Below are 23,758 nucleotides of genomic sequence, written 5' to 3' on the forward strand. Positions count from 1 at the left end.
ACTGTCATCAAACCTGCTTAAATTGGCCTGGCTCTTGCTGATCTAGACCAGAGCTGTTCACCACACGCATCGAAACCGCAAAAGGAGTTCCCCATGAAACAACTGCTGATGGCTTCACTGATGGGCTCGGCTATTGCACTGGCAACCTCTGCCATGGCCACCGACATGCAGGCACTGGAAAAAGCCGCACGCGCTGAAGGCGCCGTGAACAGTGTGGGTATGCCTGACAGCTGGGCCAACTGGAAAGACACCTGGGTAGATCTAGAGAAAAAATACGGCCTCAAACACATGGACACCGACATGAGTTCGGCCCAAGAAATTGCCAAATTTGCCGCTGAAAAAGATAACGCCACTGCGGATATAGGTGACGTCGGCGCGGCCTTCGGCCCCATCGCTGTGCAACAAGGTGTTACCCAAGCCTACAAACCGAGCACCTGGGAACAGATTCCGACCTGGGCCAAGGACACCGACGGCCACTGGATGCTCGCCTACACCGGCTCCATCGCGTTTATCGTCAACAAACAACTGGTCAAAGATATTCCACGCTCTTGGGCTGACCTGAAAACCGGCACCTACAAAGTCTCCGCCGGTGATGTCAGCACCGCGGCACAAGCGGTTAACGGAGTACTGGCCGCTGCCATCGCCATGGGCGGCGATGAGAGTAACGTCAAACCGGCGCTAGAGTTCTACGGTGAACTTGCCAAGCAAGGCCGTTTATCGCTGGCTAATCCGACCATCCAGACCCTGGAAAAAGGCGAGGTAGAAGTCGGTGTGGTATGGGACTTCAACGGCCTGTCCTACCGCGACCAAATTGACCCGGAGCGCTTTGAAGTGCTGATCCCGTCTGACGGCTCGGTGATCTCGGGCTACAGCACCATCATTAACAAATGGGCGAAAAACCCTAATGCCGCCAAACTGGCGCGTGAGTACATCCTTAGCGACGCAGGTCAGATCAACCTAGCTAAAGGCAATGCCCGGCCGATCCGCGCCGAACACCTGACCCTGCCAGCCGAGGTACAAGCCAAGCTGCTGCCGCAGGAGCAATACGCCAAGGTACAGCCGGTTAAGGATGCAGCCGTTTGGGAAGCCACATCCAAAGCCCTCCCGCGCCTGTGGCAAGAGCACGTCATCATCAACATGAACTAACCCAATCGGCCCCGGATATACGCTGGGGCCGATTCGATTACTAAGGCTTTAATCATGTCGCACAACGTCATCCTCGTGGTTCTGGATGGTTTGAGTTATCAGGTGGCCCAGCACGCGCTGGGTCATCTGCAGGCTTATTGCCAAGCCGGACGCGCCGCGCTGTACAAGCTCGACTGTGAACTCCCAGCCCTATCCCGCCCGCTGTATGAAGCCATTCTGACCGGTGTTACGCCGATCGACAGCGGCATCGTCAATAACGATGTATCGCGCCTGTCGACCCAGCGCAGCATGTTTCACTACGCCCGCGACGCCGGCCTGATTACCGCCGCGGCCGCCTATCACTGGGTTAGCGAGCTGTATAACCGCTCCCCTTTCCAGGCCGCCCGTGATCGCCACACCAGCGATACCGAGCTGCCTATTCAATACGGTCATTTTTACTACGCCGACCATTACCCGGATTCACACCTGTTTGCCGATGCCGAGAGCTTGCGTCAGCACCACGCACCTAACTTGCTGCTGGTGCACCCGATGAACATCGACGATGCCGGCCACAAACACGGCCTCGACAGCGCTCAGTACCGCAACAGCGCACGTATGGCTGATGTGCATCTGGCCGAATACATTCAGCCGTGGCTGGATGCGGGCTACCAGATTCTAGTGACTGCTGACCACGGCATGAACAACGATCGCTCGCACAATGGCTTGCTTCCAGAAGAACGTGAAGTGCCATTACTGGTGCTTGGCAGCGCCTTCAGCCTTGACCCCAACGCCCAGCCCAAGCAACTGGAGTTGTGCGGCACCGTCTGCGAGCTACTCGGTGTGGCCCACGATAAACCTGTATGCCGGGAGCTTCTATCGTGATGTCTGCTCTGCGCGGCAAATGGTTGGCCTTGCTCTGCCTGATGCCTTTTGCCTTGTTCTTTGTCGCCTTTCAAATTGCGCCACTGCTCTGGGTCGCCAGCAACAGCCTGCACACCGCTGAGGGCTGGGGCCTGGGTAACTTCAGCGAAGCCTTTGCCTCGCCTTTCTACCGTCAGGCCATGCGTCACAGCTTGGAGGTGGCCTTCTGGTCGAGTTTGATCGGCATCAGCATTGCCATTCTCGGCAGCTACTCGCTGCGCCAAGTCGACAGTAAGCTGCGCGACTTCGTTATGGCCTTCACCAACATGACCAGTAACTTCGCTGGCGTGCCACTGGCGTTTGCCTTTGTCATCTTGCTCGGCTTTAACGGCGCACTGACCATTCTGCTCAAGCAGGCGGGGATCATTGAGGACTTCAACCTCTACTCCAAAACCGGGCTGATCGTGCTTTACACCTACTTCCAGATTCCCCTCGGTGTACTGCTGCTCTACCCAGCCTTTGATGCCTTACGCGAAGACTGGCGCGAGTCTGCCGAACTACTTGGTGCAAGCAACTGGCAGTTCTGGCGTTACATCGGCTTTCCGGTACTGACCCCAGCCCTGCTCGGTACCTTCGTCATCCTTATGGCCAATGCCTTGGGCGCTTACGCCACGGTGTACGCACTGACCACCGGTAACTTCAATATTTTGCCGATTCGTATTGCCGCCATGGTCTCTGGCGACATCTTCCTTGACCCGAATATGGCCAGTGCACTGGCGATGATTCTGGTGGGCCTGATGACCCTGATCACCCTGGTTCACCAATGGCTGCTGCGCCGGAGCTACCATGTCTCACGCTGAAAATCGCTCACCGCTGTTCCATCAGCTGGTGGTCTACGCCCTGATGCTGATTCTGCTTATGCCGCTGCTGGGCACCTTGATCTACTCGCTGTCGACCAGCTGGTCGGCGACCATTCTGCCCAGCGGGCTAACCTTCAAGTGGTACCTGGCGCTGTGGAGCGATGCACGCTTTCTATCCGCCTTCGGCCGTTCGTTACTGGTGTGCTTTGCTGCACTGGCCTTGTCGCTGGTGTTGATTCTGCCGTTGCTGTTTGTGGTCAGTTATCACTTTCCCAAGCTCGACGCCGTGATGAACGTGCTGATCCTGCTGCCCTTCGCTATTCCACCCGTGGTGTCATCCGTGGGCCTGATGCAGCTATTTGCCGGTGGCCCGCTGCCGATCCTTGGGACACCATGGATTCTGATTGGCTGCTACTTCACCATCGCCCTGCCTTTTATGTACCGCGCCATCAGTAACAACCTGCAAGCCATCAACCTGCGCGACCTGATGGACGCCGCCCACCTGCTAGGCGCTAGCACCTGGCGCGCGGCCTTTATGGTGGTACTGCCCAACCTGCGTAAAGGGTTGATGGTGTCGGTGTTCCTGTCTTTTAGCTTCCTGTTCGGTGAGTTCGTGTTTGCCAACCTACTGGTCGGCAGCCGCTACGAGACGCTGCAGGTGTACCTCTACAACATGCGTAACGACAGCGGTCATTTCACCAGCGCCCTGGTGATTTCCTACTTCATGTTCGTGCTGCTGATGACCTGGGCGGCCAACCGCCTGAATAAGGACAAGTCATGAGTTATCTGAGTATCCAAGGCCTGCATAAAAGCTACGGCGCCACCTCAATTTTCAGCGATATCAATTGCGAAATCGCCAAGGGCGAATTCATCACCCTACTCGGCCCGTCTGGCTGCGGAAAATCCACCCTGCTGCGCTGCATCGCAGGATTAACCGGCGTCAATGGCGGGCAAATACGCCTCGACGGCGAAGACCTAGTACCCGTAGCCCCGCAAAAGCGTGGCATCGGTATGGTATTCCAGAGCTACGCCCTGTTCCCCAACATGACCGTGCAACAGAACGTCGCTTTTGGTCTGCGCATGCAGAAGGTCAAGGGCAGCGAGGCTGAGCAGCGAGTCGAAGAAGTGCTGGAGCTGGTCGAGCTGAATGACTTCGCCAACCGCTACCCACCGCAGCTCTCAGGTGGTCAGTGCCAGCGGGTGGCCTTAGCGCGCTCGCTGGTCACTCGCCCGCGCCTGCTGCTGCTCGATGAGCCGCTGTCGGCGCTGGATGCACGGATTCGCAAACACCTGCGTGAGCAGATCCGCAACATCCAGCAGGAATTAGGCCTGACCACCATCTTCGTCACCCATGATCAAGAAGAAGCGCTGGTCATGAGCGACCGCATCTTCCTGATGAACGGCGGCAAGATCGTTCAAAGCGGCGACGCCGAAACCCTTTACACCGCTCCAGCCGATGCCTTTGCCGCCGGTTTTATCGGTAACTACAACCTGCTCGACGCCGATGCCGCCAGCCGCCTGCTATTACGCCCGATCAACAGCCGCGTGGCGATTCGCCCAGAGGCTATCCAAATCGGCGCGCAGGGCAGCATCGAGGCTCTGGTTCGCAGCCACAGCCTACTGGGTAATGTAATTCGTTACAGCATCGAAGCCCGTGGCGTCGAACTGTTGGTGGACGTACTCAACCGCTCCCCCGCTGACTTGCACGCCCGCGGCCAGCGCATCAACCTGAATATTGAAGACAACGCTATTTGTGAGGTGGCTTGATGGCCCTGGCAATTTTCGACCTGGACGAAACCCTGATCGGCGGTGACTGCGCCAGTCTTTGGACCCAGGAAATGGTCAAGCTCGGCTGGGCCGACGCCGAAAGCTTTATCGCCCAAGAAGAGGAGCTGATGCGCCAGTACGCTGCCGGCGAGCTGGCCATGGAAGACTACATGGCCTTCACCCTCTCACCACTGGTAGGTCGCACGGCCGAGGAAGTTGCACATGTGGTCGAGCCGTTTGTCGAAGATGTGATTGAGCCGATATTCTACAGCGATGCCACTCGCTGCCTGGTCACTCATCGTAACGCCGGCGATCGTATTTTAGTGATTTCCGCTTCAGCGCATTTTCTGGTCAGCGCCATCGCCGCCCGCCTGAAAATTGAAGAAGTGCTGGCCATCGATTTAGAACAGCAACACGGCCACTACAGCGGCCGCACCCAAGGCGTACTGACCTACCGCGATGGCAAGGTCAGTCGTCTACAGGCGTGGCTAGACGAACAAGATGAAAGCCTTGACGGGGCTTACTTTTACTCAGACTCGCGCAACGATCTGGCGTTACTGCAGGTGGTCGACAAACCCCATGTGGTTAATCCTGACCCGACCCTGTTGCAGCACGCGCAACAAGCCGGATGGCCAATTCTCAACTGGCGCTAGCTCAAGTCTCAGCAGGCTGCATGATGCGTGCACAGGCAGCGGTTAACGCCACTGCCAGCTCACGGGCATAGGCCGGTAGCTGCTGCCGAGCGTGCAGCGCCACTTCGACATCGACCACCGGCGCGAAGCCATCGGCGGCGCCCAGTTCGCGGTGCCCAGCCGTCAGCAAACGTCGCGGTAGCAACGTGAGTCCCAGCCCGCCTTCGGCGGCGGCACTGACTCCGGACAAGTTGCTGCTGACATAGGCTATACGCCATGGCTTACCCATGGCATCCAGCGCATGGGTCATCTCCAAACGATACAAGCCATTAGGCGGAAACACTGCCAGTGGTGCCGGATTGCGCTCAAGCACTGGGCGTGCGCGGCTGTCCATCCAAGCTAATGGTTCGGGCCAACTGGCCAGCCCCTTTACGCTGCCAATACGTTGCTTAATAAGGGCCAGGTCGAGTTCGCCAGCATTAAACGCGCTCCACACGTCATGACTGAGCCCGTTGATGATTTCAAGACGAATACCCGGATGGCTATCGGCGAAATCGGCCAGGCAGGAGGTCAGGGTATCGGCGGCAAAATCATCCGGTACGCCCAAGCGCACCTCACCCGCCTGCTGATTGCGGCCCATGGCCAGCTCCGCTTCATCAATCAAGGAGACGATACGATTGGCGTAACCGAGCATGCGCTCGCCCTCGGTGGTGGTCACCACATAGCGGCCACCGCGCTCGAGCAACTCCGCTCCCACCTGCTCCTCCAGGCGGCGCACTTGCTGGCTGACCGTCGACTGGGTCAGGTGCAGGCTCGCCGCTGCACGGGTAAACCCGCCCGTCTGCACCACAGTTAGAAAAGCGCGTAACAACACCGGATCAAGCATGGCGACAACCTATTCACAAATCCACTGAGCAGGATTCTACTATTTAATTTCAGAATCAACGCGCATGTTCCTATAGTAGAGCCACGCCGGGAATCCAAGCCACGGCCCACGCATTCCGTTTTTCTGTCGGCCTAATGCCGACGCCCCATAGAGGCCTGTCTCGATGAGCCAAACAACTTACTACGCCCCACATGGTGGCCACCCGGATCAGAAACAACTGCTGACCGATCGCGCCATGTTCACCGAAGCCTATGCCGTGATCCCCAAAGGGGTGATGCGTGACATCGTCACCAGCCACCTGCCGTTCTGGGACAAGATGCGCATGTGGGTTATCGCCCGTCCGCTGACCGGTTTCGCCGAGACCTTCTCGCAGTACATCGTCGAAGTCGCCCCTGAAGGCGGCAGCGAGCGCCCCGAGCTGGATCCGAACGCCGAAGCGGTCCTGTTCGTGGTCGAAGGCCAAATCGACATCACCCTCGAAGGCCAGCACCACACCCTGGCACCGGGCGGCTACGCCTTCCTCGCGCCAGGCGCCGAATGGAGCCTGCGCAACAGCAGCAAGGCCAACGTCACCTTCCACTGGCTGCGCAAGCACTACCAGAAAGTCGAAGGCCTGCCAGCGCCGGAGTCGTTCGTCACCCACCGCGACAACGCCACCGTCATCGAGATGCCGGGCACCGACGGCGCTTGGAAGACCACCCGCTTCGTTGACATGGCCGACATGCGCCACGACATGCACGTCAACATCGTGACCTTCCAGCCCGGCGGAGTGATCCCCTTCGCCGAGACCCATGTGATGGAACACGGCCTGTACGTACTCGAAGGCAAGGCGGTGTACCGCCTGAACCAGGACTGGGTTGAGGTCGAGGCCGGCGACTTCATGTGGCTGCGCGCCTTCTGCCCGCAAGCCTGCTATTCCGGCGGCCCAGGCCCGTTCAGCTACCTGCTGTACAAGGACGTCAACCGCCATATGCCGCTGACCCTGACCGGCCAGCCGCGCTAAGCGTTTAAATTCGTACAAAAAAACGGGCCACCCTCACAGGTGGCCCGTTTTTATCTATTGTGAGGCAAGCGCGCTAGCGCCGACGAATACATCGGCGCCTCACGGAGGCAGGTCTATCAGCTGCGAATCAGGTGATCGAAAGCGCTCAACGAAGCTTTGGCGCCTTCGCCTATAGCGATCACAATCTGCTTGTACGGCACCGTAGTCACGTCACCCGCGGCGAAGATACCGGGCAGCGAGGTTTCGCCCCGCGAATCAACAATGATCTCGCCACGGTTGGACAACTCAACAGTGCCTTTCAGCCACTCGGTGTTGGGCAGCAGACCAATCTGCACGAAGATGCCTTCCAGCTCGACGGAGACGAACTCGTCCGAGTTACGGTCCTTGTAGACCAAACCGTTAACCTTCTGGCCATCGCCTTTCACTTCGCTGGTCAAGGCGCTGGTGATCACCTTAACGTTGGGCAGGCTGTGCAGCTTTTTCTGCAGTACGGCATCGGCACGCAACGCGCTGTCGAACTCCAGTAAGGTAACGTGCGCCACGATGCCAGCCAGGTCGATGGCAGCCTCTACACCAGAGTTACCACCGCCGATCACTGCGACCCGCTTGCCTTTGAACAGTGGGCCGTCGCAATGCGGGCAGTAAGCCACGCCTTTGTTGCGGTATTCCTGCTCGCCCGGCACGTTCATCTCTCTCCAGCGTGCACCAGTAGCAAGAATCAACGTCTTGGCTTTTAGCGATGCACCGCTGTCGAAGTGCACTTCATGCAGCTCACCGGTTTGCTTGGCAGGAATAATAGCGCTGGCACGCTGCAAGTTCATGATGTCGACTTCGTATTGCTTAACGTGCTCTTCCAGCGCGCGAACCAGCTTAGGCCCTTCAGTTTCCTGCACTGAGATAAAGTTCTCGATGGACATGGTGTCCAGCACCTGGCCACCAAAACGCTCGGCTGCCACACCAGTACGAATGCCTTTGCGTGCTGCGTAGACGGCAGCCGCAGCGCCCGCCGGGCCACCACCAATAACCAGCACGTCGAAGGTTTCTTTGGCGTTGAGTTTCTCCGCATCGCGGGCACTGGCGCCGGTGTCAATTTTGGCAAGAATCTGCTCGACTTCCATGCGACCTTGGCCGAACAGTTCGCCGTTCAAGTAGATACTCGGTACCGACATGATTTGGCGCGTTTCCACTTCATCTTGGAACAGCGCACCGTCGATGGCGACGTGGCGAATCTTCGGGTTGAGCACGGCCATTAAGTTCAGCGCCTGCACCACATCTGGGCAATTCTGGCAGGACAGCGAGAAGTAAGTCTCGAAGTTGAACTCACCCTCAAGGTTTTGAATTTGGGAAATCACATCCTCAGCGAGCTTGGACGGATGACCGCCCACTTGCAGCAGCGCCAATACCAAGGAAGTAAATTCGTGCCCCATGGGAATACCGGCAAACCGCAAGGAGATATCTGCGCCCGGGCGGTTAAGCGAGAAAGATGGTACACGGCTATCGCTACCGTCTTCACGCAACGTGATCTTGTCAGTCAGGCTGACGATGTCATGCAATAGCCCACTCATTTCACGAGATTTTTCGTTGTCATCAAGGGACGCAACGATCTCGAACGGCTGGGTGACCTTTTCGAGGTAGGCCTTCAACTGGGTTTTAAGCGTGGCGTCCAACATGATTCAGGTATCCCTTTGACAAATCACAGAAACAAAAACGCCCGGATGGATTGCGCCCGGGCGTCGGGCACTATAGAGACTGGGTTTCAGCTCTTAAGCGCAGAACAGATTTAAAGCCGTTTCAGCGCTGCCTGCCTTGGCGAGGCGGCGCTGAAAGCGATTTAGATCTTGCCAACCAGGTCCAGAGACGGAGCCAGAGTCTTCTCGCCTTCTTTCCACTTAGCCGGGCAAACTTCGCCTGGGTGAGCAGCAGTGTACTGAGCAGCTTTCAGCTTGCGCAGGGTTTCCGATACGTCACGGGCAATTTCGTTGGAGTGAATCTCAACAGTCTTGATCACGCCGTCCGGGTTGATCAGGAAGGTGCCACGCAGAGCCAGGCCCTCTTCAGCGATGTGCACACCAAAGGCATTAGTCAGCTGGTGAGTCGGATCACCGATCAGCGGGAACTGTGCCTTGCCAACGGCAGGCGAAGTTTCGTGCCAGACTTTATGCGAGAAGTGGGTGTCAGTGGTAACGATGTAGACTTCGGTGCCTGCATCACGGAACGCAGCGTAGTTGTTAGCAGCGTCTTCGATCTCAGTCGGGCAGTTGAAGGTGAAAGCAGCCGGCATGAAGATCAGCACCGACCACTTGCCCTTCAAGGACTGCTCGGTAACTTCAATGAACTTACCGTTGTGGAAAGCGTTGACCTTGAACGGTTGAACTTGGGTATTGATGAGGTTCATCTCTGATTCCTTCTGAGGGTTAAGAAATTTACAGCGCCCATTTTAGCGCCTGAAACAAAAAAAGCTTATTAATTGCCGCCATGGCATCGATTGACTAAGCCAATCGATATCGTATTTCAAACCAAGGCTGAGTCTATTACCAGTACCAGCTTGCCGTTGACCTGGTTTGTTGCCAACGCAGCAAAAGCAGCCTCGGCATCTTTGAGCGCAAAGGCCTGCTGAAGTTGCGGCTTTAGCCGTCCTTCGGCAAACAGCGGCCAGACAAACTGCTGCAAATCGCGCAACAAGTCAGCCTTGAACTGCTCGTCGCGGTTACGCAGGGTTGAGCCGATCAGCTGAATGCGCTTGCCCAGCACCACCGCCATGTCTAACTCCGCCTGGCGACCACCGAGCAACCCGATGTTTACCCAGCGGCCATCCTGAGCCAGCAAGTCCAGGTTAAGCGCGGCATAACTGCCACCCACCGGGTCGAGAATCACATCAAACGGCGCGAAATCACGCAACGTCTGTAAGTGTTCTTCGCCGCGCAGCACCCCGCCCTGTGCACCCAGACTTTCGCAGTAGGCTAAGCGCTCCGGCGAACCGACACTGACCCAACTCGGGCTGCCAAATGCTTTGCATAACTGAATAGCCGCCGAACCAACGCCACTGGCCCCAGCGTGCAACAACACTTTCTGCCCAGGTTTCAGACCCGCCAGCTGGAATAGATTGAGCCAGGCCGTGGCGTATACCTCTGGCAATGCTGCTGCCTCATGCAGTGTCACCCCGTCAGGTACAGGCAACACGTGACGCGCATCAACCACCACCTCCTCAGCCATGCCGCCGCCGCTCAATAGAGCGCACACCCGGTCGCCAACTTTCCAGGCACAACCGGCACCTACTTCACTGACGACGCCGGCGCATTCCAGCCCGAGCACCTCAGTGGTACCAGGCGGCGGCGCATAGAGCCCAGCGCGCTGCAACAAGTCTGCACGGTTGAGCCCTGCGGCCGCCACACGGATACGAATTTCGCCAATATCACAGACCGGTGCTGGGTGTTCTGCCCATTCCACACGGCCTTCAACGCCTTGCAATGCCTTCACGCTGCCTCCATAGTGCATTTAAACCGAGCCCGGCGCTGAACACCGGGCTTTTGCATTGCGCCGATGGAACTGGGCGCCATTAAAGACGGCCTAATATGCGTTATAAACTGCCCACACGTCGAACCAGCATGAAGCGATCCTTACTCAGCGCCACCCTCGCACTCTCATTTGCCCTGAGCACTCTGCCGCTTGCGGCGAAAACCGCCAATGACTCTTGGGAGTACTTGCAGCCTGACCGCGAGCAAGTGATCGCCAGCCTCAACGTGGTCGAGTTGTTGAAGCGTCATCATTACAACAAGCCACCGTTGAATGACGAGCGCTCAGAGAAAATCTATCAGGGCTACCTGAAGATGCTCGACCCCTCGCGCAGCTACTTCATCGCCAGCGACATCGCGGAATTCGATCAATGGCGTACGCGCTTTGACGATCTGCTTAAGAACGGCGATCTGCAACCCGGCTTTGCCATCTACACGCGCCATCTGGAGCGCTTGCAAGGCCGTCTGAAGTTTGCCCTGAACATGCTCGAACAAGGCGTCGACACCATTGACTTCGACAGCGATGAAAGCCTGCTCATCGATCGTGAGAACGCGCCTTGGGTCAAGAACGTCGCCGAATTGGACGACCTCTGGCGCAAGCGGGTTAAAGATGAAGTGCTGCGCCTGAAAATTGCTGGCAAAGAGCCAAAGGCCATTCAGGAGCTATTGACCAAGCGCTACAAAAACCAAGTCGCGCGGCTCCAGCAAACTCGTGGTGAAGACGTATTCCAGGCGTACATCAATGCCTTTGCTATGTCTTACGACCCTCACACCACCTATCTTTCGCCCGATAACGCAGAAAACTTCGACATCAATATGAGCCTATCGCTCGAAGGTATTGGTGCGGTGCTACAAAGCGACAATGAACACGTCAAAGTCGTGCGCTTGGTGCCGGCCGGCCCTGCGGAAAAGAGCAAGCAGATCGCCCCAGCTGACAAGATCATCGGGGTTGCCCAGGGCAGCAAGGAAATAGTTGATGTGATCGGCTGGCGCTTGGATGAAGTGGTCAAACTGATTCGTGGCCCAAAGGGCTCGCAAGTACGCCTGGAAGTGATTCCGGCCAGCAACGCCCCGAACGACCAGACCAGTAAAGTCGTTTCCATCACCCGTGAAGCGGTGAAGCTAGAAGAACAGGCGGCGAAGAAGTCAGTTCTTCATCTTAAGCATGAGAACCGTGACTACACCCTTGGCGTTATCGAAATTCCGGCGTTCTACTTGGACTTCAAAGCCTTCCGCGCCGGCGACCCGAACTACAAAAGCACCACCCGTGACGTTAAACGCCTGCTAACCGAACTGGAAAAAGAAAAAGTCGACGGCGTGGTTATTGACCTGCGTAACAATGGTGGTGGCTCACTGCAAGAAGCCACCGAGCTGACTGGGCTATTTATTGACCAAGGTCCCACCGTACTGGTGCGCAACAGCGATGGCCGAGTTGATGTGCTGGCCGACGAGAACACCGGCATCTACTACAAAGGTCCGATGGCGGTGTTGGTCAATCGCCTCTCAGCCTCAGCGTCAGAAATTTTCGCCGGGGCCATGCAGGACTATCACCGCGCACTGATTCTCGGCGGTCAAACCTTCGGTAAAGGCACCGTTCAGACCATTCAACCGCTTAATCATGGCGAGTTGAAACTGACCCTGGCCAAGTTCTACCGCGTCTCCGGGCAAAGTACCCAGCATCAGGGCGTGATCCCGGATATTCAGTACCCGGACATCATGGACACCAAGGAAATCGGCGAGAGCGCACTGCCCGAGGCCATGCCGTGGGACAGCATCAAACCAGCGATCAAGCCGGAATTGGATGCGATCAAACCGTTCCTGGCCGAACTGCAGAACCGGTACGAGAAGCGTACCGCGCAAAATGCGGACTTCACCTTCGCCCGTGAGCGCCTACAGCTGGCGCAAAAGCTGATGAAGGAAACCAGCGTCAGCCTCAATGAGACTAAGCGTCGCGCCCAACAAACTGATATCGAAGGCCAGCAACTGGCCATCGAAAACAGCCGGCGCGAAGCCAAAGGTGAAGTGCCGTTAAGCAAGCTTAAGCAGGAAGATGAAGATGCTCTGCCGGTTGAAGACAAAAAAATCAAACCGGAAGATGATGCCTACCTCGCCGAAAGCGGGCGCATCTTGCTCGACTATTTAGGCTTGAATACTCGCCTAGCCAAACAGTAAACCGCGGGCGTCATCAAAGGGTCATCAAACTGTCGTGAAATGCGGGGACTGGTAGCAATACCAGTCCCCGTTTTTTATGCCACAGAGAGCCGTCATGATCGTCACCGAGCAGTTCCGCGCGCTGGACACCATCCTCGCCAATGGCGACCTGCATAGCCTGTTCCAACCTATTATCTCGCTCTCCGAACGACGTATTCTCGGCTATGAAGCCCTTAGCCGCGGGCCATCCAACAGCGTTCTGCACTCGCCCATCAACCTGTTCGCCGTGGCGCGCAGCGCGGGTCGCTTGAGTGAATTGGAACTGCTCTGCCGCAAGAATGCCTGCCAACGCTTCAGCCAGCTCAAGCTTGAAGGCAAGCTGTTCCTCAACGTCTCGCCGGACTCACTGATGGAGCCCAAGCATCAGCCCGGGCGCACCCTGCAACTGCTGCAAAGCCTAGGTATTCCACCCAGCCGTGTGGTCATCGAGTTGACCGAGCAATCACCCACCGACGACTTTGCCATGCTCGACAAGGCCCTACACCACTACCGTGCCATGGGCTTTTCGATTGCCTTAGATGATCTCGGTGCGGGCTATTCAAGCTTGCGTCTGTGGTCTGAGCTGCGCCCGGATTACGTCAAGATCGACCGGCACTTTATCGACGGCATCCATCAGGATGCCGTCAAGCGCGAGTTCGTGGGTTCCATCCTAAAAATGGCCAAAGCTTCTCGCGCCCAGGTGATTGCCGAAGGTATCGAATTACCCGAGGAACTCGCGGTGCTGGCCGAGATGGGCGTCGACCTGCTGCAAGGCTACCTACTCTGCCGCCCGCAAGAACAGCCACCGCATGACGCCCTTAATCTATTGCCCAAAACCTGTCTTAATAGCCCATTGGGCGAGGACGTTAGCGACCTGCGCGGTCTACTTAACACGCAGCCGGCAGTGGCTATGAGCACGTCCACCAGCGAGGTGCTGGAAATGTTTCGCGCCCAGGCCAATCTAAATTCACTGGCCGTGCTCAACGAGACCCAGCAACCCGTCGGCATCGTGCACCGCCATTCTCTGGCCGAAACCTTACTCAAGCCCTTTGCCAACGAGTTACACGCGCGCAAACCGATTAGTCGCTTGATGAGTGACGACTACTTGGCTGTGGAAACCAGCCAGTCTCTGCAGCAAGTCAGCCGCCTACTGACCAGTCGTGCCCGCCAGCGTATCGAGGAAGACTTCATCATCACAGAGAACGGGTGCTATAGCGGACTGGGACGGGTCATCGATGTCCTCAAGCTAATCACCGAACTGAAGATCCAGCAGGCGCGCTACGCCAACCCACTGACCCTATTACCCGGTAATGTACCGATCCAGCAATGCCTAACCCGCTTACTGCAACAGGGCCGCGAAGCCGTGGTGTGCTATGTGGATATCGACAACTTTAAGCCCTTCAACGATATCTACGGCTATGGCAAAGGCGATGAAGTACTACTCAGCCTGGCGCAGTGCCTGAATGACCGGATCGATCCGACGCGGGACTTTGTCGGGCATATCGGCGGCGATGACTTTCTGCTGGTGCTCGGTTCGCAGGACTGGCGCGCACGGCTCAACCGACTGCTGGAAGACTTTCAGAGCCAATGCCGTCGTTTTTACCGTGAAGAAGACCTGCATGCCGGCTGCTTTATTGCCCATGATCGCAGCGGAAAACGTCAGGAATACGCTCTGCTGTCGTTGTCATTGGGTGTGGTGCACGTGCATCCCGAGCAATGCGCACAGTTAGATGCCAGCCAGTTGGCAGCTCTGGCGTCTGAAGCGAAACGCCACGCCAAGGCTGTACCGGGTTATAGCCTGCATATCATCGATACACAGGCAGACACGGCAGCTTAAGGGTGAAAGCAATCTGCTGAATCAGAGGCCGCTTAAGCGATTCGACATGACAGTAAAATGCTCAGCTTGCGCGGCGTCGGCGCTCAAACCGGCGGCGCCAGCGCGATACAACTCAGCCAAACGGTAGGCGGCCGCGGGGTGACCCGCTTGCGCGGCCAGGGTCCACCAGGCAACGGCCTGTTGCGCACTCTCGGCGTGCTGAGGGTCGCCTGCCAAGCTCAAAACACCGAGCTGGTAGGCTGCCTTTGCATCGCCTGCTTTGGCCGCTAAACCGAGCAGACGACGACCTTCGTTGCGCGCGCCCAAGCCTTGGCCGCGAAACAGCAAGATGTGCCCATAGAAGCTTTGAGCCTGGCTATCGCCCAGATTGGCCATACGCGAAAACTGCCCTTCCAGCCAACCCCAGGCACGCGGCTGTTTGACCAACCACGCCCAGTGAAACAAGCGGCGCGCGAGCCAATAGCCGATATGCGCCCGCAGCGCACCGAACATCAGAGATCTTCCGAGTAAGTAAATTCGAATACCCGAGCCACTTCTGCAGCATGCCAAGACGCCGCTGCAACACCATCAGAAGCGCCGCTAAAGCGCCCCAAACGGCTCACACACTCGAAGAAACCGGTACGTGGCAAGCGACTCGCTCCCTGGCTGATCACCAATGCACTGCGCAGCGGACGCTCGGCGCGCGCATCCAGAGCAGCTAGATGCTCCAGTGCCGCTGCGAGGGTTTGCATGGCCGGGCTTGGCAGCGCCAAGCGCTCGATCATCGCCCGATAGGTCACGACGTGGCGCTGGCGCTGGGCGCTCTCTAACTCACCCAGCAAGGCTTGCCAGTGCTGCCGGCTGATGCTCACGCTCAAAGCTGCGACTCCCACCCAGCAACGCCTAAATGCCAGGCTAGCGCACGCTGGATGGCGGCGTCAGGCTCACGCTCACCACTCTCAATCATGCTCAGATAATGCGGACTGATTCCGACATTGCGCGCCAGCTGATCGACACTCAAGTCCTTGGCCGTGCGCAGCGCCGTCAGCTGGCTAAGGGCTGGTTTGATGGCATCAACCGCCGCAGCGACAACAACCTCAGGGACGTGCCCAGCAGCTTGCAGTAACGCTTGATATTGCGCCCAGGGCAGTACCGCATACTCAGGCGCACCATCGCGCTCGATCACTTGCACATTCATCTGTAAATCTCCATACAGAGCACTTGCGTGACTCTCAGCAACTCCAGAATAGGCGGCCATCTTAACAGCCCGTCAGCACAAAGCGCGTGATCTATACTGCCCTCAGTTTATCAAGCCCACTTGGGAGAACGTTTTGCACAGACTGCTCATACTGATCATGATTAGCTGCAGCAGCCTGGCTAGCGCGGACGAGTTGAGATGGGGCTTCGCCAGCGCTGACGGTATGCCTTACGTCGACGTGCGCGAGCAACAATTGCATGGCGGTTTCATTTACGAGTTAGGGCAACGGGTCAGCCAACAGCTGGGTTATCAAGCGGCGTTCGTCGAAACACCAAACAAACGTATTGATGAATACATGCAACGCGGCCGCATTCATGTCATCTGTAACAACACCCCGCAGTGGATAGACAACCCTGAGCGCTATCACTGGTCAGCCCCGCTCTACAGCGAAGAAGATGTTCTCCTCGTGCACCGTCAGCAAGCACCGATCAATAGCCTGCAGGACCTCTATGGCAAGAACCTTGGCACCCAGCTAGGTTATGTCTACAACAGTACATTGATGGACGCCTTCGCTACACAGAGAATTAACCGCAAAAATCTGCGTGATCATACCGTCGGGTTTAACCTGCTGCGCAAACAGCGCCTAGACGCAATCATCGGCATGCGTCGGACGCTGCGCTTCCAGATGAATAAACAGGCGAATGCACCGCTACGGATTAACACTTGGGTGATTGAGCGCTATGACATGCATTGCACCTACAGCCCACAACTGCCGGTCAGCGCCGAGCGTCTCGATAAAATACTGTTGCAACTGCGAGATCAGGGGCTAATTAAGCAGTTACTTAACGACAGCTGACGCCGGCAACAGATTTTATTGCAGCGTTCCTTCTATAACGTTGGCTGATTCGTCCGCCTCGGGTAAACGTTCAACTATCTGCAGCACCTCAGGAGACTGAGCCGCTCGCCATTGCTGAAACGCGGTAAGTTCCGTCTGCCAGGTGCGCAACACCCAGGCGAGCACGGCTAGATCATCGACCAGGCCAATGCCAAACAGCCAATCAGGTATGGCATCCAACGGCGTGACGAAGTACAGCAAGGCCGCCACCACCGCGAGCAATGCGCGCGAGTCGATGGCCCGATATTCACCGCGCCACCAAGCTAGGCAAAGTGCCTGCAGCAACTTAAGTTGATCCGCCAACTCGGCAAAGCCACTTCCCAATTTCTCACGCTTTCGAGCGACTGATAACAGCAACGCCGGTAACCGGCCTGCCTTGAGGAAACGTCGAGCTAAAAACAGGTAATGCGCGAAATTTTTCGGTGTTTTCATCGTCCTCTCCCGGCAACCCCGCATACCCGTTGGGCTAACCAAGGTTATCCACTAAAGCTGTGGATAACCTTGTGAACAGTTTCTCGATAACCCTGGCAAACGCCCAGCCCATGGGGTCTCGTCACAGATCGGACAATTTTTGCCCACAGGCCAAAACCTCATATAAATCAATAATTTAAAAATGGCAACGGATTTATTAAAGGGAGTTACTTTAACCGGTCACGGCCACCATGGGAAATGTGCATAACCGTAACACCGCAACCACTGAGCGCACCCTTTAAGACCCGCCAGTCAACCAAAAAGCGCAGATTGTGACCGACAGAAACGACAACGCCCCGTCGAGACGGGGCGTTGTGTGTATCGCTAAGCGTTACTCTTCAGCGGCAGCGTCTTTGATCGCAATCAGCTCAAGATCAAATACCAGCACCGAGTTGGCTGGAATGGCCGGGGTCGGGCTCTGGTCGCCGTAAGCCAGCTCGCTTGGAATATACAGCTTGTACTTCTCGCCAACGTGCATCAACTGCAGACCTTCAACCCAACCTGGGATCACACCGCTAACAGGCAGATCAATCGGGCTGCCACGCTCAACTGAGCTGTCGAAGACGCTGCCATCAGTCAGCTTGCCTTCGTAATGCACAGTCACCACGTCAGTTGCCTTTGGCTGTGCGCCGTCAGCTTTCTTCACTACTTCGTACTGCAGCCCAGACGCAGTAGTGGTTACGCCGTCACGCTTGGCGTTGTCTTCAAGGAATTTCTTACCAGCCTTAGCCGACTCTTCATTCAGAGTAACCATGCGCTCTTCTGCACGCTTCTGCAGGAAGGCAAAGGCCTCGATTAGCTCTTCATCTTTCAGGCGCTGCTCTTTCTTGCCAATGGCGTCTTCGATGCCTTGAGCCACAGCATTGGAGTCCAAGTCATCCATGCCTTCCTGAGCCAGGCTTTTGCCCATGTTCAGGCCGATACCGTAGGAAGCTTTCTGTGCAGGTGTTTCCAGGCTGATTTCGCTGGTTTGCGAATCGCAACCTGCGAGTACCAAACCTACCAGGGCGACCGCCGCTGCTAAACGATGCTGTTTCATGCTTGTTCCTTGTCCGGTGCGCCCTAGGGCTGTTGGTGTGAAAGCGCGAGCTTAGCAGGCCGCTACGATCACTGGCTACCGTGATAGGAGGCAAGAAATGCGTATAAGTTCAGATGTTTAGGTGTTTTTTAAGAAAAGGCTTTGCGAGGATTTTGGATGAAAATCGATACGTCACAGAGGGGATGAAGCGAGGATGAAAATGGCGCAGCGGACGGGACTCGAACCCGCGACCCCCGGCGTGACAGGCCGGTATTCTAACCGACTGAACTACCGCTGCGCGTAACTTAAAAAGCGAATTGGTGGGTGATGACGGGATCGAACCGCCGACCCGCTGCTTGTAAGGCAGCTGCTCTCCCAGCTGAGCTAATCACCCTTCACTCTCGAAGTGCGCGCATTCTAGACAGCAATACTTACCTTGGCAAGTATTGTTTTGAAAATTTTTATTGTTGCAGCAAAGGCTTAGCGCAGACTTGGCCTCAGGCACTGCTCGGGGGAATAATGCACCCCTAATGAAACGTGCAGGCTATTTAATGGGTCGCATGGCCTTGCACAGCCTAAAAAAGACTCTGCATCCGCGACTAACGACTTGTAATAGCTGCCGCCGCCGGCAACTCAGTTAATGGAGATTCACCCCCTTATGTGGTTTCGTAACCTGCTGGTTTATCGCCTCACCCAAGATATCCCTTTTGATGCTGAGGCTCTGGAAACTGCACTGGCAGCCAAACCAGCTCGCTCATGCTCCAGCCAAGAACTCAGCACCTACGGCTTTATCCCCCCTTTCGGTAAAGGTGGCGACGCACCACTGGTTCACGTCAGCGGCGATTTTTTGCTGATTGCTGCCCGTAAAGAAGAGCGCATTCTGCCTGGCAGCGTGGTCCGCGACGCACTTAAGGAAAAAGTCGACGAGATCGAAGCCGAACAGATGCGCAAGGTCTACAAAAAAGAGCGCGATCAGCTTAAAGATGAAATCGTGCAAGCTTTCCTGCCCCGCGCGTTTATTCGTAAATCGGCCACCTTCGCGGCCATTGCGCCCAAGCAGGGCCTGATTCTGGTGGACTCAGCGAGCGCCAAGCGCGCCGAAGACCTGCTATCGACCTTGCGCGAAGCCATTGGCTCGCTCCCGGTTCGTCCGCTGACCGTTAAAATTGCGCCAAGCGCCACGCTTACCGATTGGGTCAAGACCCAGCAAGCCGCCGCCGACTTCACTGTCCTAGACGAATGCGAGCTGCGTGACACCCACGAAGATGGCGGCGTAGTCCGCTGCAAGCGCCAGGACCTAACCAGCGACGAAATCCAGCTGCATATGACCGCCGGCAAGCAAGTCACCCAACTGTCCCTGGCCTGGCAGGACAAACTGTCTTTCATGCTGGATGACAAATTAGTGGTTAAACGCCTGCGTTTCGAAGACCTGCTGCAGGATCAGGCCGAACAGGATGGTGGCGACGATGACCTCGGCCAGCAGGACGCCAGTTTCACCCTGATGATGCTGACCTTGGTGGAATTCCTGCCGGTGCTATTCGAAGCACTGGGCGGCGAAGACATCCCACAAGGTATCTAACCGCTACGGCGCATGCGCAAAGGAGCAAACCACTGTTCCTCTGCGCCCGCCCCTACTAATATGCGCAAGCTGCACAGCGTGAGGACGACCTCACCCACTCATCGAGTGACCATCACGGGACGGCCCTTCTGCATTAAAGATGGAGGGCTCTATGTCCTGGATCATTTTATTGTTGGCCGGCTTGTTTGAAATCGGCTGGGCTGTCGGCCTGAAATACAGCGACGGTTTTACCCGGCCTCTCCCCACCCTACTAACCGTTAGCGCGATGATCATCAGCGTCGCACTCCTTGGCCTAGCCATGAAGGAATTGCCGCTGGGCACTGCCTATGCGATCTGGACTGGCGTGGGCGCAGTCGGCACGGTGATTGCTGGCGTCATTTTATTTGGCGAAGCCGTGACACCGATGCGCCTTGCCAGTGTGGCATTGATCGTCTGCGGCCTACTCGGGCTGAAACTGAGCCACTAAGCTGCTAAAGCTGCTTTCACCTGCATCAAAAGCACGCGCGCGGCTCGCCATTGCCGAGGTGGCCGCAAATACTGAATCACCCAGCGAGACCGAATCGGTGCGGCTGAAAGGCAAAAAAATCCGATACCTGAAAAGCAGGTATCGGATTTTTCGAGGGAATATTGCCGTGACTTAACCGCTTAAGCCGGCAGTATTACGCCATTAACGTCGCCATGCGCAGATCAGGCAGACAGCTCAACCAACAGCTTGTTCAAGCGCTGAACATACGCAGCCGGATCCTTGAGGTTATCGCCGGCAGCCAGTGCGGCTTGGTCAAAGAGGATATGGCTGAGATCGGCGAAACGCTGTTCATCGGCCTCAGCATCCAGTTTTTCAATCAGCGGATGTGCTGGGTTGAATTCAAAAATCGGCTTGGAGTCCGGCACTTTCTGCCCGCTGGCTTCAAGGATCTGACGCATCTGCAAACCAAGGTCCTGCTCGCCAATCGCCAAAATTGCCGGCGAGTCGGTCAACCGGTGTGAAACACGCACCTCGGCAACCTGCTCACCGAGGGCCGTTTTCAGACGCTCAACCAGACCTTCTTTAGTCTTGGCGACTTCTTCCTGGGCTTTTTTGTCTTCTTCCGAATCCAGCTTGCCTAGGTCCAGATCGCCACGGGCGACATCGACAAAGTGCTTGCCGTCGAACTCAGTCAGGTAGCTCATCAGCCACTCATCGATACGGTCGGTGAGCAGCAGTACTTCGATGCCTTTCTTGCGGAACACTTCCAGGTGCGGGCTGTTTTTCACCTGTGCATAGGATTCGCCGGTGAGGTAGTAGACCTTGTCCTGGCCTTCGGCCATACGTGCGATGTACTCGCCCAGGCCGACACTCTGCTCACCCTCTGCGCTACGGGTCGACGCAAAACGCAGCAAGCCTGCGATTTTTTCCTTGTTGGCGAAATCTTCTGCAGGGCCTTCTTTAAGTACCTGACCGAAGTTCTTCCAGAAGCTTTTGTATTCTTCCGGCTGGTTCTTCGCCAGTTTCTCCAGCATATCCAATACGCGCTTGGTCAGCGCCGACTTCATCGAATCGATGATCGGGTCTTTCTGCAGAATCTCGCGGGAGACGTTCAGCGACAGGTCATTGGAGTCAACCACGCCCTTAACAAAACGCAGGTACAACGGCAGAAATGACTCAGCCTGATCCATGACGAAGACGCGTTGCACATAAAGCTTCAAACCACGCGGCGCTTCACGCTGATACAGGTCGAACGGCGCGCGGGCCGGGGTGTACAACAGCGAGGTGTACTCAAGCTTGCCCTCAACCTTGTTGTGGCTCCAGCTCAGCGGGTTCTCAAAGTCATGACCGATGTGCTTGTAGAACTCCTGGTACTCCTCGTCTTTGACCTCGGCACGCGGACGAGTCCACAGGGCGCTGGCACGGTTAACGGTTTCCCACTCCAGCTCAGCTGCCGCCTCTTCTCCCTCAGCAGCCGCTTGTTCTTTCGGTAGCTCAATAGGCAGGGCGATATGGTCAGAGTATTTCTTGATGATATTGCGTAGACGCCAGCCATCGGCGAACTCGTCTTCAGCTGCCTTGAGATGCAGAACGATGCGCGTGCCGCGCTCGACTTTCTCAACGGTGGCAATTTCAAAATCGCCCTCGCCTTTGCTTGACCAATGCACACCTTCGCTGGTCGGTGCGCCTGCACGGCGGCTGAATACATCAACCTTGTCGGCAACGATAAAGGCTGAATAGAAGCCCACACCGAACTGACCGATCAGGTGTGAATCCTTCTTCTGATCACCCGTCAGGTGCTGCATAAAGTCGGCAGTGCCCGATTTGGCGATGGTACCCAGGTGGGTGATCGCATCTTCACGGCTCATACCGATACCGTTGTCTTCGAGGGTGACGGTTTTAGCGTCTTTGTCGAAACTAACGCGGATCTTCAACTCAGCGCCGCCTTCAAGCAGCTCTGGCTTGGCCAGTGCCTCGAAGCGCAGTTTGTCGGTGGCATCTGATGCGTTGGAAATCAGTTCACGAAGAAAGATTTCCTTATTCGAATACAGCGAATGGATCATCAGGTGCAGCAGCTGCTTCACCTCTGTCTGGAAGCCCAGGGTTTCTTTTTGAGTTTCCACACTCATGCTCTCTTACTCCACTTTTATTGACGAAGCCGCAGTGCGGCGGATGTCGTAAAGGTGGGGGCATGTTGTGCGATTTCAAGTGCTTGGCTGTGGCGCGCGTTAGGGCTCAAGCAACTCGATGCGGACCACCTCTTGTGGAAGCCAGCTGTAGCTGACCGCGCCCTGCCCATTCATGCGCTGACGCAACATGATGCGTCCATCCTGATCAACACCCTGAAAGCGTCCTTCTGCAGTATTACCGCGCTCGGTAATCACGCGCATGCTGAGGTCGTGATAGCGGCTAGGGCTGCGCAGCAAGCCTTCGAGACTGAAACGCAGGCGGCGATCCAAAGGTCGGCTGACCCGCTCGGGCACCACCGCGACAACAGCTGCAGGTTTCTCTACAACAGGCGGAGCAAGAGCACTGGGCAATGGTGCAAAGCTATCGGCAGCAACCTGCCAGCCACGACTATCTAGCTTCTGCAGGCTGATCGGTAACTGCTGCAGTTCACCGTTGATGCGAGCCTGCACGTTTAGGTCAATATTTTGCTGAGGAAAGTTCAAACTACCGATCGGCTGTAGTTGCACCTGGCGGGTGGTAAAGCGCCGCTCTAAGTAGTCTTGAATAACGTGGCTGACGGTATCAACCGAGTCGAAATGGCGGTCTACCCGCTCATCTTTGTAACGCAGGCCATTACGGAATAATTCAAGCCTACCGCTCAGGGTGGTTTTAAATTGTGTTGGCAATACCAGGTGAAAATCGCCCACCAGCTTATTCGGCGCAACCGGTTGCAAGTCTAGGTGTAAGGTATAACCACGGCTCAGACGACGTGCTTCAGGCAAGTCCTGCTCCGGCAACAACCAGCTGATTTCCACTTCTGGCAGCACGCCTGTGTCTGCAGGCAGTACGTCGATTCGTACCGGGCCTTTTTTGAGGTTCGGCAGACGAATCACCAGCTCGCTCTGAGCGAAAAAGTCCTGGCCCTCACGCAGGCTCAATACGCCATCAAGCAACTCGGCCTGCTGCGGTGCAAAAGGCCGGCCATTTAGCTCACCACGCAAATTGATGGCCAGCTCGGCGGGTGCCTGCACCTCTGGCTTAAGCCACTTGAGGCTGAGGATGGCTTCCAGGCGTTGCGCATCATGGCTGGCCAGCAAGGTCAGACCGACTACCAGCGGAATGATGCCCAAACCAGACAACGCCAGAGCTGGACGCGCTGAGCGCCAGTGGCGCAACACATACAGCAAGGCCAATGGCGGCAAAAAACTGGCCCAGCCCCACAGCAGGCTGGTAGCAAAGGCGCGCATCACCAGCCAAACCAACCCGGCGAGTATCAGCAGCAAGCCACCCAGAATCAGCAGCGCATCCAT

The 23,758-nt window shown here is 56.5% G+C and carries 23 protein-coding genes and 2 tRNA genes; 12 read left to right on the plus strand and 13 right to left on the minus strand.

Features of this window, described 5'->3' with window-relative positions; all coding sequences use genetic code 11:
- Positions 1–93: 93 nt before the first annotated feature.
- From BMZ32_RS11105 to BMZ32_RS11130, 6 genes are read left to right on the plus strand one after another with little or no spacing between them, the layout of a single operon-like run.
- Positions 94–1,146: an ABC transporter substrate-binding protein gene (locus BMZ32_RS11105; protein ID WP_090242028.1), complete on the plus strand. Its 1,053-nt coding sequence runs from the start codon at positions 94–96 to the stop codon at positions 1,144–1,146.
- Between the two features lie 54 nt (positions 1,147–1,200).
- Positions 1,201–2,007 carry an alkaline phosphatase family protein gene (locus BMZ32_RS11110; RefSeq protein WP_090242029.1) on the plus strand — a complete coding sequence of 269 codons (807 nt, stop codon included), beginning with the start codon at positions 1,201–1,203 and terminating at the stop codon, positions 2,005–2,007.
- Positions 2,007–2,846: an ABC transporter permease gene (locus BMZ32_RS11115; protein WP_090242030.1), complete on the plus strand. Its 840-nt coding sequence runs from the start codon at positions 2,007–2,009 to the stop codon at positions 2,844–2,846. The genes BMZ32_RS11110 and BMZ32_RS11115 overlap by 1 nt, the downstream gene beginning before the upstream one ends.
- Positions 2,833–3,627 carry an ABC transporter permease gene (locus tag BMZ32_RS11120; protein WP_090242031.1) on the plus strand — a complete coding sequence of 265 codons (795 nt, stop codon included), beginning with the start codon at positions 2,833–2,835 and terminating at the stop codon, positions 3,625–3,627. Before BMZ32_RS11115 ends, BMZ32_RS11120 begins: the two co-directional genes overlap by 14 nt.
- Entirely contained in the window at positions 3,624–4,613 is a 990-nt protein-coding gene (locus BMZ32_RS11125; RefSeq protein WP_090242032.1) for an ABC transporter ATP-binding protein, read from the plus strand. Before BMZ32_RS11120 ends, BMZ32_RS11125 begins: the two co-directional genes overlap by 4 nt.
- Positions 4,613–5,266, plus strand: coding sequence for an HAD family hydrolase (locus tag BMZ32_RS11130; protein WP_090242033.1), 654 nt, complete (start codon positions 4,613–4,615; stop codon positions 5,264–5,266). Before BMZ32_RS11125 ends, BMZ32_RS11130 begins: the two co-directional genes overlap by 1 nt.
- Position 5,267: 1 nt before the next feature.
- On the opposite strand, the gene BMZ32_RS11135 is transcribed toward BMZ32_RS11130, so the two are convergent.
- Complete coding sequence (locus BMZ32_RS11135) at positions 5,268–6,131, minus strand: LysR family transcriptional regulator (protein ID WP_090242034.1); 864 nt, start codon at positions 6,129–6,131, stop codon at positions 5,268–5,270.
- Between the two features lie 163 nt (positions 6,132–6,294).
- On the opposite strand from BMZ32_RS11135, the gene BMZ32_RS11140 reads away from it, so the two are divergent.
- Entirely contained in the window at positions 6,295–7,134 is an 840-nt protein-coding gene (locus BMZ32_RS11140; RefSeq protein ID WP_090242035.1) for a bifunctional allantoicase/(S)-ureidoglycine aminohydrolase, read from the plus strand.
- Between the two features lie 116 nt (positions 7,135–7,250).
- Here BMZ32_RS11140 and ahpF read toward each other — a convergent pair whose 3' ends face one another.
- The 3 genes from ahpF to BMZ32_RS11155 all read right to left on the minus strand — a co-directional run bounded on the left by ahpF (position 7,251) and on the right by BMZ32_RS11155 (position 10,611).
- Positions 7,251–8,804: an alkyl hydroperoxide reductase subunit F gene (gene ahpF, locus BMZ32_RS11145; protein WP_090242036.1), complete on the minus strand. Its 1,554-nt coding sequence runs from the start codon at positions 8,802–8,804 to the stop codon at positions 7,251–7,253.
- 161 nt (positions 8,805–8,965) lie between these two features.
- Positions 8,966–9,529, minus strand: a complete 564-nt coding sequence (ahpC, locus tag BMZ32_RS11150) for an alkyl hydroperoxide reductase subunit C (RefSeq protein WP_090242037.1) — start codon at positions 9,527–9,529, stop codon at positions 8,966–8,968.
- Between the two features lie 116 nt (positions 9,530–9,645).
- The gene (locus tag BMZ32_RS11155; RefSeq protein ID WP_090242038.1) at positions 9,646–10,611 is read right to left on the minus strand and encodes an NAD(P)H-quinone oxidoreductase; all 966 of its coding nucleotides are present in this window, start codon (positions 10,609–10,611) and stop codon (positions 9,646–9,648) included.
- Positions 10,612–10,739: 128 nt separating this feature from the next.
- Between BMZ32_RS11155 and BMZ32_RS11160 the strand changes: the two genes are divergently transcribed.
- Complete coding sequence (locus tag BMZ32_RS11160; protein WP_423815413.1) at positions 10,740–12,818, plus strand: carboxy terminal-processing peptidase; 2,079 nt, start codon at positions 10,740–10,742, stop codon at positions 12,816–12,818.
- 94 nt (positions 12,819–12,912) lie between these two features.
- A complete protein-coding gene (locus BMZ32_RS11165) occupies positions 12,913–14,673 on the plus strand; it encodes a bifunctional diguanylate cyclase/phosphodiesterase (protein ID WP_090242040.1) in 1,761 nt (586 codons plus the stop codon).
- A 21-nt stretch (positions 14,674–14,694) separates the two neighbouring features.
- Here BMZ32_RS11165 and BMZ32_RS11170 read toward each other — a convergent pair whose 3' ends face one another.
- The 3 genes from BMZ32_RS11170 to BMZ32_RS11180 are packed head-to-tail and all read right to left on the minus strand — an operon-like array spanning position 14,695 to position 15,850.
- Positions 14,695–15,165 (minus strand): SEL1-like repeat protein, encoded by a 471-nt coding sequence (locus BMZ32_RS11170; RefSeq protein ID WP_090242041.1) that lies wholly within the window; start codon positions 15,163–15,165, stop codon positions 14,695–14,697.
- Complete coding sequence (locus tag BMZ32_RS11175) at positions 15,165–15,530, minus strand: hypothetical protein (RefSeq protein ID WP_090242042.1); 366 nt, start codon at positions 15,528–15,530, stop codon at positions 15,165–15,167. The genes BMZ32_RS11170 and BMZ32_RS11175 overlap by 1 nt, the downstream gene beginning before the upstream one ends.
- Entirely contained in the window at positions 15,527–15,850 is a 324-nt protein-coding gene (locus BMZ32_RS11180; protein ID WP_090242043.1) for a helix-turn-helix domain-containing protein, read from the minus strand. Before BMZ32_RS11180 ends, BMZ32_RS11175 begins: the two co-directional genes overlap by 4 nt.
- 133 nt (positions 15,851–15,983) lie before the next feature.
- On the opposite strand from BMZ32_RS11180, the gene BMZ32_RS11185 reads away from it, so the two are divergent.
- Positions 15,984–16,706, plus strand: a complete 723-nt coding sequence (locus BMZ32_RS11185; RefSeq protein WP_244153958.1) for a substrate-binding periplasmic protein — start codon at positions 15,984–15,986, stop codon at positions 16,704–16,706.
- Positions 16,707–16,721: 15 nt separating this feature from the next.
- On the opposite strand, the gene BMZ32_RS11190 is transcribed toward BMZ32_RS11185, so the two are convergent.
- From BMZ32_RS11190 to BMZ32_RS11205, 4 genes are all read right to left on the minus strand, one after another.
- A complete protein-coding gene (locus BMZ32_RS11190; protein WP_090242045.1) occupies positions 16,722–17,177 on the minus strand; it encodes a YkvA family protein in 456 nt (151 codons plus the stop codon).
- Positions 17,178–17,547: 370 nt separating this feature from the next.
- A complete protein-coding gene (bamJ, locus tag BMZ32_RS11195; RefSeq protein WP_090242046.1) occupies positions 17,548–18,255 on the minus strand; it encodes a BamJ family beta-barrel-assembly machinery protein in 708 nt (235 codons plus the stop codon).
- 200 nt (positions 18,256–18,455) lie between these two features.
- A tRNA-Asp gene (locus BMZ32_RS11200) sits at positions 18,456–18,532 on the minus strand.
- Positions 18,533–18,552: 20 nt separating this feature from the next.
- Positions 18,553–18,628, minus strand: a tRNA-Val gene (locus BMZ32_RS11205).
- A 264-nt stretch (positions 18,629–18,892) separates the two neighbouring features.
- Here BMZ32_RS11205 and rdgC point away from each other — a divergent pair.
- Together rdgC and sugE are read left to right on the plus strand one after the other, a co-directional pair.
- Positions 18,893–19,813: a recombination-associated protein RdgC gene (gene rdgC / locus BMZ32_RS11210; protein ID WP_090242047.1), complete on the plus strand. Its 921-nt coding sequence runs from the start codon at positions 18,893–18,895 to the stop codon at positions 19,811–19,813.
- A gap of 151 nt (positions 19,814–19,964) precedes the next feature.
- Complete coding sequence (sugE, locus tag BMZ32_RS11215; RefSeq protein ID WP_090242048.1) at positions 19,965–20,279, plus strand: quaternary ammonium compound efflux SMR transporter SugE; 315 nt, start codon at positions 19,965–19,967, stop codon at positions 20,277–20,279.
- A 221-nt stretch (positions 20,280–20,500) separates the two neighbouring features.
- Here sugE and htpG read toward each other — a convergent pair whose 3' ends face one another.
- Both htpG and BMZ32_RS11225 read right to left on the minus strand, forming a co-directional pair.
- Positions 20,501–22,408 (minus strand): molecular chaperone HtpG, encoded by a 1,908-nt coding sequence (htpG, locus tag BMZ32_RS11220; RefSeq protein ID WP_090242049.1) that lies wholly within the window; start codon positions 22,406–22,408, stop codon positions 20,501–20,503.
- Between the two features lie 99 nt (positions 22,409–22,507).
- Complete coding sequence (locus BMZ32_RS11225) at positions 22,508–23,758, minus strand: MFS transporter (RefSeq protein WP_090242050.1); 1,251 nt, start codon at positions 23,756–23,758, stop codon at positions 22,508–22,510.

Origin of the sequence: Pseudomonas guineae (assembly GCF_900113745.1) — a bacterium.
Taxonomy (GTDB): domain Bacteria; phylum Pseudomonadota; class Gammaproteobacteria; order Pseudomonadales; family Pseudomonadaceae; genus Aquipseudomonas; species Aquipseudomonas guineae.